9 protein-coding genes are annotated in these 12,730 nt (G+C 70.5%); 6 read left to right on the top strand and 3 right to left on the bottom strand.

Annotated features, from left to right (window positions below; translation table 11 throughout):
• Positions 1-11: 11 nt before the first annotated feature.
• Genes G6N23_RS21330 through wzm form a run of 5 tightly spaced genes read left to right on the top strand, consistent with a single transcriptional unit; the run spans position 12 to position 5,028 of the window.
• Positions 12-1,949 (top strand): DUF6541 family protein, encoded by a 1,938-nt coding sequence (locus G6N23_RS21330; RefSeq protein ID WP_095174065.1) that lies wholly within the window; start codon positions 12-14, stop codon positions 1,947-1,949.
• Positions 1,891-2,481: a bacterial proteasome activator family protein gene (locus G6N23_RS21325; RefSeq protein ID WP_085260174.1), complete on the top strand. Its 591-nt coding sequence runs from the start codon at positions 1,891-1,893 to the stop codon at positions 2,479-2,481. Before G6N23_RS21330 ends, G6N23_RS21325 begins: the two co-directional genes overlap by 59 nt.
• A 5-nt stretch (positions 2,482-2,486) precedes the next feature.
• Positions 2,487-3,296 (top strand): galactan export ABC transporter ATP-binding subunit Wzt/RfbE, encoded by an 810-nt coding sequence (gene wzt, locus G6N23_RS21320; protein WP_085260002.1) that lies wholly within the window; start codon positions 2,487-2,489, stop codon positions 3,294-3,296.
• Positions 3,293-4,201 carry a galactofuranosyltransferase GlfT1 gene (glfT1, locus tag G6N23_RS21315; protein ID WP_085260003.1) on the top strand — a complete coding sequence of 303 codons (909 nt, stop codon included), beginning with the start codon at positions 3,293-3,295 and terminating at the stop codon, positions 4,199-4,201. Before wzt ends, glfT1 begins: the two co-directional genes overlap by 4 nt.
• Positions 4,198-5,028 (top strand): galactan export ABC transporter permease subunit Wzm/RfbD, encoded by an 831-nt coding sequence (gene wzm, locus G6N23_RS21310; RefSeq protein WP_085260004.1) that lies wholly within the window; start codon positions 4,198-4,200, stop codon positions 5,026-5,028. Before glfT1 ends, wzm begins: the two co-directional genes overlap by 4 nt.
• 106 nt (positions 5,029-5,134) lie before the next feature.
• Here the strand turns inward: wzm and G6N23_RS21305 are convergent, their stop codons facing one another.
• Positions 5,135-6,232: a mandelate racemase/muconate lactonizing enzyme family protein gene (locus G6N23_RS21305; RefSeq protein ID WP_085260005.1), complete on the bottom strand. Its 1,098-nt coding sequence runs from the start codon at positions 6,230-6,232 to the stop codon at positions 5,135-5,137.
• Between the two features lie 105 nt (positions 6,233-6,337).
• Between G6N23_RS21305 and G6N23_RS21300 the strand changes: the two genes are divergently transcribed.
• A complete protein-coding gene (locus G6N23_RS21300) occupies positions 6,338-6,679 on the top strand; it encodes a GtrA family protein (protein ID WP_234808378.1) in 342 nt (113 codons plus the stop codon).
• A gap of 1 nt (position 6,680) precedes the next feature.
• On the opposite strand, the gene G6N23_RS21295 is transcribed toward G6N23_RS21300, so the two are convergent.
• Both G6N23_RS21295 and G6N23_RS22495 read right to left on the bottom strand, forming a co-directional pair.
• Positions 6,681-7,619 carry a fatty acid desaturase gene (locus G6N23_RS21295; RefSeq protein WP_085260006.1) on the bottom strand — a complete coding sequence of 313 codons (939 nt, stop codon included), beginning with the start codon at positions 7,617-7,619 and terminating at the stop codon, positions 6,681-6,683.
• A 138-nt stretch (positions 7,620-7,757) separates the two neighbouring features.
• Positions 7,758-12,566 (bottom strand): hypothetical protein, encoded by a 4,809-nt coding sequence (locus G6N23_RS22495; protein ID WP_085260007.1) that lies wholly within the window; start codon positions 12,564-12,566, stop codon positions 7,758-7,760.
• Between the last annotated feature and the right edge of the window lie 164 nt (positions 12,567-12,730).

The following is a 12,730-nucleotide window of genomic DNA, read 5'->3' as shown; positions in this document are numbered from 1 at the left end:
TCGGGTTCGGAATGGCTGCCGCGCTGCTGCTGCTGGTCCTGCCGGGGACACTCGTCGCCGCCGCAGCGCGGCTGAGCTGGCCAGTGGCGATCACGGTCGGTCCCGCGCTGACTTACGGGCTGGTCGGCCTGGCCATCGTGCCGTTCGGCGCGTGGGGAATCCCCTGGAACGCGGGCACCGCACTGGTCACGCTGGTGCTGGTCGGCGCGCTGGTCGGCGGACTGGCCAGAGGTATTCGGGGGTGGCTGGACCGCCGTCCCGGCATCCACGTGGCCGCACCGACGGCCGCGGCCGGGCCGACGCCGGCGGTGGCGGCCGGGGTATTGCTGGGCATGCTGCTGATCGGCTGGGCGGCGGTGCGGGGCCTTCCGGATTGGCAGAGCATTCCCAGCACCTGGGACGCGGTCTGGCACGCCAACACCGTCCGCTTCATCCTCGACACCGGCCAGGCCTCGCCGACCCACATGGGTGAACTGCGCAACGTCGAGACCCACGCTCCGCTCTACTACCCGTCGGCGTTTCACGCGCTGACCGCGGTGCTGTGCCAGCTGACCGGCGCGGCACCCACCACCGGTTTCACCCTGGCCGGCCTGGCCGCCTCGGTGTGGCTGTTCCCGATCAGCGCCGCACTGCTCACCTGGAATCTGCTGAAGCGAGTCACCACCACCCGGCGCACCGCGGTCTCGGCGGCGACCGCCGCGGCGCTGTCGGCGTCGTTCACCGCGCTGCCCTACGTCGAGTTCGGTACCGCGGCCATGCCCAACCTGGTGGCCTACGGGCTGGTGGTGCCGACGTTCACGCTGATCACCTCGGTGCGCACCCTGCGGGACCGTATTCCGGTGGCGGTGCTGGCGCTGGTCGGGGTCTTCTCGGTGCATCTGACCGGGGGCGTGGTGACGGTGTTGCTGGTGGCGGCGTGGTGGCTGTGTCCGCGGGACGGGGCTCTGTGGAACCCGTTGCGCAGCAAGCGCCGCGACACCCTGGCGCTGGCCGCCGTCTTGGTGCCGACCGCTCTGCTGCTGTTGCCGCAGTTGCTGAGCGTGCGCAAGCAGGCCGAGATCATCGCCGGGCACTCGTTTCTGACCCATGAGGGCCGCAAATCCGGGCTGCGCGACGCGCTGCTGCTGCACACCCGCCACCTCAACGACTTCCCGATCCAGTACACCCTGGTCGGCCTGACCGCCGTCGGCCTGGCGCTGCTGGCCGTCCGCAAGGTGTGGTGGCCGCTGGCGCTGTGGGCGGTGCTGGTGGTGGGGGTGGTGCACTCCTCGGCACCGTTCGGCGGCCCGGCCGGCGCCGTCGTCGGCCGGTTCACCGACCTGTTCTACAGCGACCCCCGCCGGATCATGGCGGCGATGACGCTGCTGCTGATCCCGATGGCCGGCATCGGGCTGGCAGCGCTGGTCTCACTCGTCGCGCGGGGCCGCCTTCAGGGCGTGCTGACCGGGGCGCTGCTGGTCGGGGCGACGGTGGGGCTGGCCTGGCACTACCTGCCGCGGCACGCCTTTCTGTTCGGCGACAAGTACGACTCGGTGATGGTCGATGCCCGCGACCTGGAGGCCTTCGCTTATCTGGCCGCGCTGCCCGGGGCCCGCGACACCGTGATCGGCAACGCCAATGTCGACGGCAGCGCCTGGATGTACGCCGTCGCCGACCTGCACCCGCTGTGGACGCACTACGACTACCCCCAGCAGCAGGGGCCCGGACCGCAGCGGTTCATTTTCTGGGCCTACGCCGACGACGCCGACACCGATCCGCGGGTGGCGCAGGCCATCCACGCCCTCAACATCCGTTACGTGCTGATCAGCAGCCCCACGGTGCGCGGGTTCAGTCTGCCCGACGGGTTAGTGTCACTGGAGAAATCGCGGTCCTGGGCCAAGATCTACGACAATGGCGGGGCCAGCATCTACGAATGGCAGGGAGGCGGGGACGTTGAGCACGGGCAGTAGCAGCGCGGACGGCTCAGACGACATCGAGATCATCAGCGGCGGGGACCCGCGGCTGCTGTCGGCCGGGGCGTCGAGAGAGCCCGACGCCGACGCCGACGAGCAGTCGCTGACCGACCTGATCGAGCAGCCCGCCAAGGTGATGCGGATCGGCACCATGATCAAGCAGCTGCTCGAGGAGGTGCGCTCGGCCCCGCTGGACGACGCCAGCCGGGTGCGGTTGCGTGAGGTGCACGCCGCCAGCATCCGCGAGCTCGAGGACGGCCTGGCCCCGGAGCTGCGCGAGGAGCTGGACCGGCTGACGCTGCCGCTGCGCGAGGACGCCACCCCGTCGGACGCCGAGCTGCGGATCGCCCAGGCCCAGCTGGTGGGCTGGCTGGAAGGGCTGTTCCACGGCATCCAGACCGCCCTGTTCGCCCAGCAGATGGCCGCCCGCGCGCAGCTGGAGCAGATGCGCCACGGCGCGTTGCCGCCCGGCGCCACCGCCGGCGGGCACAGCGGGCAGGGCCACACCGGCGCCGGCCAATACCTGTAGCCGCCTTGTCCGCCACCGATCCACGAATCGAGACCCACGACGCTTGGGTTGAGTTCCCCATCTTCGACGCCAAGTCGCGGTCGTTGAAGAAGGCGTTCCTCGGCAAGGCCGGCGGCGCGATCGGGCGCAACAACTCCAACGTGGTGGTCGTCGAGGCGCTGCGCGACATCACCATGTCACTCTCACTCGGGGACCGGGTGGGTCTGGTGGGGCACAACGGCGCCGGCAAATCCACACTGCTGCGGCTGCTTTCGGGCATCTACGAGCCGACCCGGGGATCGGCGAGCGTGGTCGGCCGGGTGGCGCCGGTGTTCGACCTCGGTGTCGGAATGGACCCGGAGATCTCCGGCTACGAGAACATCATCATCCGCGGCCTGTTCCTCGGCCAGACCCGCAAGCAGATGGCCGCCAAGGTCGACGAGATCGCCGAATTCACCGAACTGGGCGACTATCTGGCGATGCCGCTGCGCACCTACTCCACCGGCATGCGGGTGCGGCTGGCGATGGGAGTGGTCACCAGTATCGACCCGGAGATCCTGCTGCTGGATGAGGGCATCGGCGCGGTGGACGCCGAGTTTTTGAAGAAGGCCCAGACCCGGCTGCAGAAGCTGGTGGAGCGCTCCGGAATCCTGGTGTTCGCCAGCCACTCCAATGAGTTTCTGGCCCGGCTGTGCAAGACCGCGATGTGGATCGACCACGGCACGATCAAGATGACCGGCGGGATCGAGGACGTGGTCGGCGCCTACGAGGGCCCCGACGCCGCCCGGCACGTGCGCGAGGTGCTCGCCGAGACCCAGGCCGGGGACACCGCGTGACCGAAACCGTCTACACGGTCGTCGTCACCCACCGCCGGGTCGATCAGCTGGCCGAGTCGCTCAAAGCGCTGGTGACCCAGACCCGCCCACCGGATCACGTGATCGTCGTCGACAACGACAACGATCCCGCGGTGGCCGATCTGGTGGCCGGGCAGCCGGTGCCGTGCTCCTACCTCGGATCGCAGCGAAACCTCGGGGGCGCAGGCGGTTTCGCGCTGGGCATGCTGCACGCCCTGGCGGCCGGGGCGGACTGGGTGTGGCTGGCCGACGACGACGGGAGACCGGCCGACTCCGGCGTGCTGTCGGAGCTGCTGGCCTGCGCGGCCAAGCACCACCTGGCGGAGGTTTCGCCGATGGTGTGCAACATCGACGACCCGTCCCGGCTGGCGTTCCCGCTGCGGCGCGGCCTGGTGTGGCGGCGCGAGATCAGCGAATTACGCAGTGATGCAACGCAGGATCTACTGCCCGGGATCGCGTCGCTGTTCAACGGGGCGCTGTTCACCGCCGACGCGCTGGATGCGGTGGGGGTGCCCGACCTGCGGTTGTTCATGCGCGGCGACGAGGTGGAGATACACCGCCGGCTGGTGCGCTCCGGCCTGGCGTTCGGGACGTGTCTGAACGCGGCCTACCTGCACCCGTGCGGCTCGGCGGAGTTCAAGCCGATCCTGGCCGGGCGAATGCACACCCAATACCCCGATGACGCGGCCAAACGCTATTTCACCTACCGCAACCGCGGCTACCTGATGGCCCAGCCCGGAATGCGCCGGCTGCTGGTCCAGGAGTGGCTGCGGTTCGGCTGGTTCTTCCTGGTATCACGCCGCGACCCGGCCGGGTTGATCGAATGGATCCGGCTGCGCAGGCTGGGACGTCGCGAGCAGTTCGCCAAACCCGAGGGGCAGCAATGAGTTTCACCGACGTCGCCGCGCAGTCCAAAACTTTTGCGCGGGCGTGGGCGGATCTGGTGGACGGATTCCGCCGCCGCGAGCTGTGGCTGCACCTGGGTTGGCAGGACATCAAGCAGCGCTACCGCCGCAGCGTGCTGGGCCCGTTCTGGATCACCATCGGCACCGCCACCACGGCGGTGGCGATGGGCGGGCTGTACTCCAAACTGTTTCACCTCGACCTGGCCGTGCACCTGCCGTACGTGACGCTGGGGCTGATCGTGTGGAACCTGCTCAACGCCGCCATCCTGGAGGGCGCCGACGTGTTCGTCGCCAACGAGGGACTGATCAAACAGCTGCCGACGCCGTTGAGCGTGCACGTCTACCGGCTGGTGTGGCGGCAGATGATCCTGTTCGCCCACAACATCGTCATCTATGTGCCGATCGCCCTGATATTCCCGAAACCCTGGTCGTGGGCGGATCTTTCGGTGATCCCGGCGCTGGTGCTGATCGCGCTGAACTGCGTGTGGGTGTCACTGTGCTTCGGGATTCTGGCCACCCGCTACCGCGACATCGCGCCGCTGCTGTTCAGTGTGGTGCAGCTGCTGTTCTTGATGACGCCGATCATCTGGAACTACGACACGCTGCGCGCCCAGGGCGCCACCCGCTGGATCAACGTCGTCGAGCTCAACCCGCTGATGCACTACCTGGAGATCGTGCGGGCTCCGCTGCTGGGCGCGCACCAGCCGCTGCGGCACTGGGCGATAGTGCTGGTGTTGACCGTGCTCGGATGGGCGGTGGCCGCGATGGTGCTGCGCCAGTTCCGGGCGCGGGTGGCCTACTGGGTGTAGCCCGGTCCGAGTCCAGGCCACATCCGTGACTTCCGTGTCGGCCGACCCGTGTTGACTCTGCGCCGGCCAGGCCGGCTACTCGCACTTTCGCGTGGTGGACGCAGAATCAACAGCGGTAGGCGCTGATCACCTCAGGATCCGGGTCGAGCCCCAGGCCCGGCCCGTCCGGCACCGTGATCCGCCCGTTCCTCGGCGCCAGCGCGTCGCCGTAGATCGAGGCCTCCAGGTCGAACCAGCGCCACTCGATCATCGCGTCGGTACCGCCCAAAGCGGCGGTCACCTGAACTGCGGCGAGCAGCCCCGGCCCGTCGTAGAACGAGTGCGTCATCATCCCGACATTGCGCACGGCCGCCAGCGGAAAGACCTTGCGCAGCTCGGTGATACCGCCCATCTTGGCCGGGCTGGGCTGCACGAAGTCCACCGCGCCCGCGGTCAGCAGGCGCTCGAATTCCATGATGGTGCCGACGTTTTCGCCGGAGGCCACCGGCAATCCGGTGCTGCGGCGCAGTTCGGCCAGGCCGTCGAAGTTCTCCGGCGGCCACAGCGGCTCCTCTAAGAACAACAGTCCGAGGTCGTGCAGCTCGGCGGCGACGGCCTGGGCCTGCCCCAGCGTCCAGGCACAGCCGGCGTCGACGATCAACGCGACCTCGGGCCCAGCTTCGGCGCGGGCGGCGTGCATCGCGGGCAGCGTCGACTCGTGCAGCTTGATCGCAGTGAATCCGGCGTCGAGGACGCGGCGTACCGCGGTGCGGACCCGGTGCGGTTCGGTGTAGCAGGCCAGGCTGGCGTAGCAGCGCATGTCCCGAAGACCGCCCCCCAGCAGCCTCGAGATCGGGACGCCGGCACGCTTGCCGGCGATGTCCCACAACGCGATGTCGACCGCCGACAGCGCGTAGGTGATCGCGCCGCCGCGCCCGAAGACGTGCAGCTTGCGTTGCACGTGGTCCATCAGCGCCGCGATGTCGGCAGTGCCGTGGCCGAGACAGAGCGGCGCGACAAGGTCGTCGAGCGCGCGGACGGCCAGCGCGGTGCCGTAGAGCCCGAACGCCTCGCCCCAGCCGACCACGCCGTCGTCGGTGGTCACCTTGACCAGCAACGAGTCCGCGGCGCTCAGCGTCTCACCCCACAACGCGGCCCCGGGCAGGTCGGGCTTGAGCGGAATGCGCAGCGGTATCGCCTCGATTTCGGCGATGACGGCGGGCATGGTCTTCAGCGTAGGACTTAAGCTTCCCGGGTGGCCGAGACCGCTTCGACGAACACGCCCCTGCCGTTGACCACGCAGGTGTGGCGTTTCCTGGTGACCGGGGCGATGTCGGCGGTGGTGGACTTCGGGCTGTACCTGCTGCTGTACCTGGGCTTCGGCGTCACGGTCGACCTGGCCAAGGCGATCAGCTTCATCGCCGGCACCATCACCGCATATCTGATCAACCGGCGCTGGACGTTTCAGTCCTCAGCGCACACCGGCCGGTTCATCGCGGTGATGGCGCTCTACGCACTGACGTTCGCCGTACAGGTGGGGATCAACCACCTGGTGCTGGACCTGCTCGATTACCAGCGGTGGGCGCTCCCGGTGGCCTTCGTGGCCGCGCAGGGCACCGCGACCGTCATCAACTTCATCGTGCAGCGGACGGTGATCTTCCGGGTGCGCTGAGCTACCCCGCCTTCCATTCCCGGTACTCGGCGGGTGTCAGTTCCCGGCCGAAGACGGTGGCGATGGCCGGATCGTGGGCCAGGTAAGCGTCCTCGTTGCCGCGCCAGGCCTGCGCGTACCGGTAGAACGGCAACCACGGGTGCAGGTGGTGCACCAGGTGATAGGTCTGGGAGAGCATGACCGGGATCAACACCTGCTCCATGCCGACCCGGTTCCGAGTGGCGCGGTAGCGATTCTCCTGCTGCGTCTGCTCCAGCCCGTGGTGCGGCAACCAATCGAACCACCAGCCCAGGATCACCATCCCGATGCGCTGCGGGATCAGCACGGCGGCCGCGAGGATCCAGAAGTTTTCGGTGGCGATCGCGATGCAGACACCCGCGATACTCAACGAGAACACCACCGCCGTTTCGGCGACCTCAGCCAACGGACGGCGCCGGGAATGCCGCAGCCGCCGCTTGAGCTGGCGGCAGTACCAGACGGCATAGAAGACATCCATCAGCGCCCAACGAAAGGGCAGCTGCCAGGCCGGCCCGTGGGTGGCGAACATGTCCGGGTCGTTCTCGCCGTCGTTGGCGTTGCGGTGGTGCGTGAGGTGGACGTAGCTGAACGACGGCAACGAAAACGTCGGTGCGACAAAGAGCCAAGCCGCCCGACCGACCACCGAGTTCACCCAGCTGGTCGAGGAGAGCGCGTGGTGCAGCGCATCGTGGGCCACCATGAACATCGCATAGACGACTGCGGTGTTGACCGCGATGGTGAGCCACGCGGGAGCCGAACCGCCGATCGCTGCGACCGTCGAAAGGACAAAGACAATCGACGCGCCGACACCCAACGCCAGCGTGGGCCAAGCGAATTCGGGTATCGACTCGCCAGGGTTCGGGTGTCGTTGGCGTGCAACGGTTTTTGACGGCGCATGATCCAACGCATCGAGCGGCGGCATGAATCTCCTTCGATACGCAATTTTGCGAGCGCGAAATAACCTAAGGCAAATAACAGGTTACGCGGTATTGAGATTTAGTCTTCCGCACGCGCGCTTGATGTTTGGTCAAGAAGCCATCACGGTTTCGCAAACCGCCGACTACGGCGTAGCCGGGCTGTTCGCCCCGTTGGTGCCGCTCGCCGTCGTGCCGTTCGACTGCGCGCCACCGGTGTTGACGATGTTGCCGTCGGTGCCGTTGCCGCCGGTGTTGTCGGCTCCGGTGCCAGTGCCGCCGTTGCCGCCGGTCGCGGTGCCGTCGGTAGCGGTGGAGGCAGTTGCCGGGTCGGCGCCGTCATTACCGAAGGCGTCGAGCCGGCTCGACCCGCCGAGCCCGCCGGTGCCGCCGTCCAGGCCGTCACCGCCCTTGCCGCCGGTCGACGTGCCGTTGGCCAGGTTGCCCGGGTCCCCGCCGGTGGCGATGCTGGCCTTGCCGCCGTCGCCGCCGGCGCCGCCGTTGCCCGCGTCATCCGCAGTGGCGTCGCCGCCGTTACCGCCATGCGCGGTGCCGCTGGCCGTGCCACCGGGACCGCCGAGCGATCCGGTCACCTTGGAACTCTGGATGTCCGCGCTTCCGCCGTTACCACCCTGGCTACCCTCGCCAGTGGCGTTGCCGCCGTCGCCGCCGGTCGAGGTGCCGTAGGAGTTGCCGCCCGCAGCACTGGCCTGCCCGAGCTCGCCGGACTCCAGCTCGCCCCAGCCGCCCTTGCCTCCGACGCCACCGTCGGTGCCGGAGCCGCCGTTGCCGCCCTGGGCCACCGCGTCGTTCCCGCCGCCGCCGATCGACCCGCCGGCATTGTCAACGACCAGGTAGCCGGCCCCGCCGTCGCCGCCGGTGCCGTTGTCACCGAGGCCGCCGGTGCCGCCGGTGGCACTGCCGATGATGGTGCTGTCCGCGCCGGTTGCCGACGCAACGGCCGCGCCGCCCGTGCCGCCGGTGCCGGTGTTGTCGCCGGTCCCGCCGTCGCCGCCGACGACGGTGGTCTGGTCGATGACGGCACCGTCGGTGGCGGTGATCTCAGCGGCGCCGCCGGCGCCGCCGTTGCCACCGTTGGTGCCGGTGCCGGCGTTGCCACCGGTTGCATGGCTGTTGGTGATCGCGCTGTCCGCGCCGGTGGCGGTCAGGCTCGCGGCGCCACCGTCGGCGGTCGCGCTGGCGTTGCCGCCGGTCACCGAGCTGTGGACGATGCTGCCGCCGTCGCCGGCATTCACCGTGGCGCCGCCGCCGACGTGGTCGCCGACGTTGTCGCCGCTCTTCACCGTGACGTCCTGGACGGCACCACCGCCGTTGTTGATCAGCGTGTTGTCGGCGCCGTCCTGGCCGTTCACCCCGTTGGCGCCGCCGTTGGTGGCGTTACCACCGGCCACGTTGGCGCTGTCGATGGTGCTGCCCTGACCGTCGGCCTGGATGCCGCCATAGCCGCCGGTGCCGCCCTGGCCGCCGACGCCGGTCAGGCTGCCGGCCCCGCCGTCGCCGCCGTCACCTCCGGTCGCGGTGCTTCTGGTGACGGTGCCGCCGTCGGTCTGCTGGATGACGGCGCCACCGCCGCCACCACCGCCGCCGCCGCCCTGGCCGGCCGTCGTGCCGTCAGCAGCACCGCCGCTGCCACCGTTGCCGCCTTGACCGCCGGTCACGAGGTTGGTGTCGTCAGCGCCATTGATGGCGCCGCCATTGGCGCCGGCACCGCCGCCGCCGCCGTTGCCGGCCGTGCCGGTTCCGGCGTTGCCGTCACTGTCCACGGCCACCGCACCGCCGTTGCCGCCGGCGCCGCCGTGGCCGCCGGTGAAGCTGCCGGTACCACCGTCACCGCCGACGCCACCGTCACCGGCGGTGCCGCCGACGGTCGTGCCGCCATCACCACCGGTACCGCCGGAGCCCCCGGTGCTGTAGACCGGGCTGTTCACATCGCCCACGGGTGCGCCCGTGCCCCCGTTGCCGCCGTTACCGCCGGAGCCCGCCGCGCCGTTCTCGGAGGAACCGCCGACGCCGCCGTTACCGCCGTGGCCGCCGGCCAGCGTGCCGAACTCACCGGTGTTGCCCTCACCGCTGGTGTTGCCACCGGCGCCGCCGTCACCACCGTTGCCCGCGGTCTGATCGCCGGTCGCGTTGGCGCCGGCACCGCCCTGGCCGCCGTAGCCGCCGTGGCCGGAGCCGTCGCCACCCTTACCGCCGGAGCCACCGTTACCGCCGGTGTTGTTGCCGCCGTCGGCGGTGGAGGTCACCGCGCCGCCGGCACCGCCGCTACCACCGGTGCCGCCGTAGACGCCCTGGCCACCGGCACCACCGGTGCCGCCGTTGCCGGCCTGGTAGCCGGAGCCGCCGGTGCCGCCGCTGCCGCCGGAGCCGCCGACCCCGGTCGCGTCCTCGTGCGCCGGACTCAGGCCGTTGCCGAGGAAGCCGCCCTCGCCGTCGCCGGCCGCGTTACCGCCCAGACCACCGGCGCCGCCGTCGCCGCCGTCGCCGATGCGGCCGACGTTGCCGTCGGACCCGTCGGTGTGTCCGTCGCCGCCGCCGGTACCGCCGGTGCCGACCGTTGCACCGGCCGCGCCGCCGTTACCCCCGTTGCCGCCGAGACCGCCGGTGCCGCCGACGCCGTTCTGGGCAGACGGCGCGGCCACGGGCGCGGTCGGCGTTATGGTGCCGGTGCCGGGCTCAGGCGGCTCGGTCTGGTCAGGCGGCACGGGGTCGATGACGACCGGAGTCGAGCCGTCGAGGTCGGTCTGGTCCATCTGTGTGGCGTCGGCGAGGGCCGGCGTGATCACCCCGTTGGCGCCCTGGCCGCCGTCACCGCCGACCCCACCCTTGCCGCCGTTACCGGTGTCGCCGCCGTTGCCGCCGTTGCCGTTGGTCGCGTTGCCGCCGTTACCGCCGGCACCGCCTACGCCGCCGTTACCGGCGTTGCCACCCGCGCCACCGGCCACCGTCGGGTCGAGCGAGTCGGCACCGGTGCCACCGGTACCGCCGGTGCCGCCGACACCACCGGCGCCGCCGTTACCGCCGTTGCCCGACACCGAGCCACCGGCGCCGCCGAGGCCACCCGTACCACCGGCACCACCGTCGAAGCCGTCGCCGCCGGCTCCGGTGCCCTCGTTGTCGAAGGAGCCGGCCGCGCCCTCGCCACCCTGCGAGCCGGCGCCACCGGCGCCGCCGTTACCACCGTTGCCGTGGTCTCCACCGGCACCGCCGTTACCGCCGATGCCCCCGGCCACGCCGGTGTTGTCCGCATTGAGCCCGTTGCCGGCGCCACCGATACCACCGTTGCCGCCGTTGCCCGAGACGGTGGTCGGGAGCGTGCCGTCGGCACCGTCGGCACCCGCGTTGCCCGGCGTACCACCGAAGAGAAGCCCGGTGCTGCTGCCGGCCGCGCCACCCTTGCCGCCGACACCGACCGTGCCGAGGTTGCCACCGTTGCCGCCGGTGCCGCCGTTGCCGCCACCGACAAGGCCGGTCGGGGCTGCGTCGGCGCGGGCCAGCTCGGTGGTTTCGGCCGGCACGGCGCCGCCGCCGGAACCACCGTTGCCACCGTTGCCACCGTTGCCGGCCAGGCCGGAGCCGCCGCCGGCACCACCGGCGCCGCCGTCACCGGCCGCACCCGCGGTGTGAATGCCGAAGAAGCCACCGGCACCGCCGTTACCGCCGGCGCCACCCACGCCACCGGCACCACCGGATCCGGCGCTACCGCCGTTACCGCCCGAACCGCCGTCGCCGCCGGGACCGGTCGGGTCGACGGCCAGCGCGCTGATGCCTTCCTCGTTGCTGCCGGGAGGCTGCGTGTTGTCGTTGCCGTTCCCGCCGGCGCCACCGTCACCACCGTTGCCGCCGACGCCACCGGCACCACCGGCGCCACCGGTACCGCCGCCGCCGGAGGTTCCGAACAAACCGGCCGCGCCGCCGTTACCGCCGACGCCACCGGCGCCACCGGCGAAGCCATCGGTACCGTCCGTGCCGTCGGTCCCGTTGATGCCGGCCGCGCCGTCACCGCTGCCGGGGAAGCTGAGCCCGGCCAGGCCGGGGTCGCCGTTCATCCCGGCAGCACCGTTACCGCCGGCTCCACCGGCGCCGCCGTTGCCGCCGTTGCCGAACAGGAAGCCGGCGACACCACCATTGCCGCCGGCCAGGCCGGCGCCACCTGCCGCGGCGATACCCGCGGCGCCGAACGCGCCCGCGCCGCCGTCACCGCCGTTACCCAACAGCCAACCGCCGGCACCGCCATCGCCGCCGACCATGCCGAGACCGTCGCCGCTGCCGCCGGCCCCGCCGTCGCCGAGCATGCCGGCGGCAGCACCATCGAGGTCGATCGAGCTGGCGTTGGCGAACGAGTAGGTCCCGGCCTCGATGTCGGCCATGGTGATCACATCGCCGTCAGCGTCGGTCAGGGCCGAGCCGTCCGCACCGAGCAGATCACCGTCGGCGTCGAAGTACGTGCCGCTGCCGCCGTCACCGAACAGGAAGCCACCCGCCGTGGCGGCGTGGTAGATCAGGTCGCCGTCGTCGCCGAAGCTGACGTAGGCGTCGGCGCCGTTGGCGAAGACACCGTCGAGGGTGAATCCGCTGCTGATCATCATCTCGCCGAGGCTGTGCAGCGGCTGGTAGATCACCATGTTGATCGAGTCGGCGACGAAGTCGTCGAGCCATTGCAGCGGGTCGACCATCTGCTCGGCCGGGCCCGGGATGTCCCCACCGAACAGGGCGCCCCAGTCGGTGACCGAGGAGTCCATCGCGGAGGGGCCGAACCACGTCGATACGTCGCTGAACAGGGCGTCGAGGAGCTCGTCGAAGCCGTCGGCGCGCGCCGGCGCCGCCGTCAGTGGCGTCATTCCAAACGCGAGAAACGCTCCCACCGCACTCGTCGCGCCGATCGCGCGGCTGGTCCGGCGCTTGTTCTTCCCGAGGAAATTCTTCGACGACATGATTTCTCCCTATGAGGCGACGGCGGCTCAGTTGACGAGACCGTAAGAGACTCAGTGCAGCTTAAGGTAGCAGGAGATTTTTAGAAGAAGAAGACTTATCCGAATTTTTATTTCGATCCGCAGCGGCCCGCAATTGCGCCGGTCAACCCCCTGTCATGCAGGAA

The sequence above is a fragment of the Mycolicibacter terrae genome, assembly GCF_010727125.1.
GTDB lineage: Bacteria > Actinomycetota > Actinomycetes > Mycobacteriales > Mycobacteriaceae > Mycobacterium > Mycobacterium terrae.
Note: the sequence above shows the minus strand (reverse complement) of the source record. Positions and strands in the feature narration are given on the sequence as shown.

Coding starts and splice junctions, on each gene's coding strand:
- G6N23_RS21330 (WP_095174065.1), top strand. CDS start 12: ATGGCTGCCGCGCTGCTGCTGCTGGTCCTGCCGGGGACACTCGTCGCC.
- G6N23_RS21325 (WP_085260174.1), top strand. CDS start 1,891: ATGGCGGGGCCAGCATCTACGAATGGCAGGGAGGCGGGGACGTTGAGC.
- wzm (WP_085260004.1), top strand. CDS start 4,198: ATGAGTTTCACCGACGTCGCCGCGCAGTCCAAAACTTTTGCGCGGGCG.
- G6N23_RS21305 (WP_085260005.1), bottom strand. CDS start 6,232: ATGCCCGCCGTCATCGCCGAAATCGAGGCGATACCGCTGCGCATTCCG.
- G6N23_RS21300 (WP_234808378.1), top strand. CDS start 6,338: ATGTCGGCGGTGGTGGACTTCGGGCTGTACCTGCTGCTGTACCTGGGC.
- G6N23_RS21295 (WP_085260006.1), bottom strand. CDS start 7,619: ATGCCGCCGCTCGATGCGTTGGATCATGCGCCGTCAAAAACCGTTGCA.
- G6N23_RS22495 (WP_085260007.1), bottom strand. CDS start 12,566: ATGTCGTCGAAGAATTTCCTCGGGAAGAACAAGCGCCGGACCAGCCGC.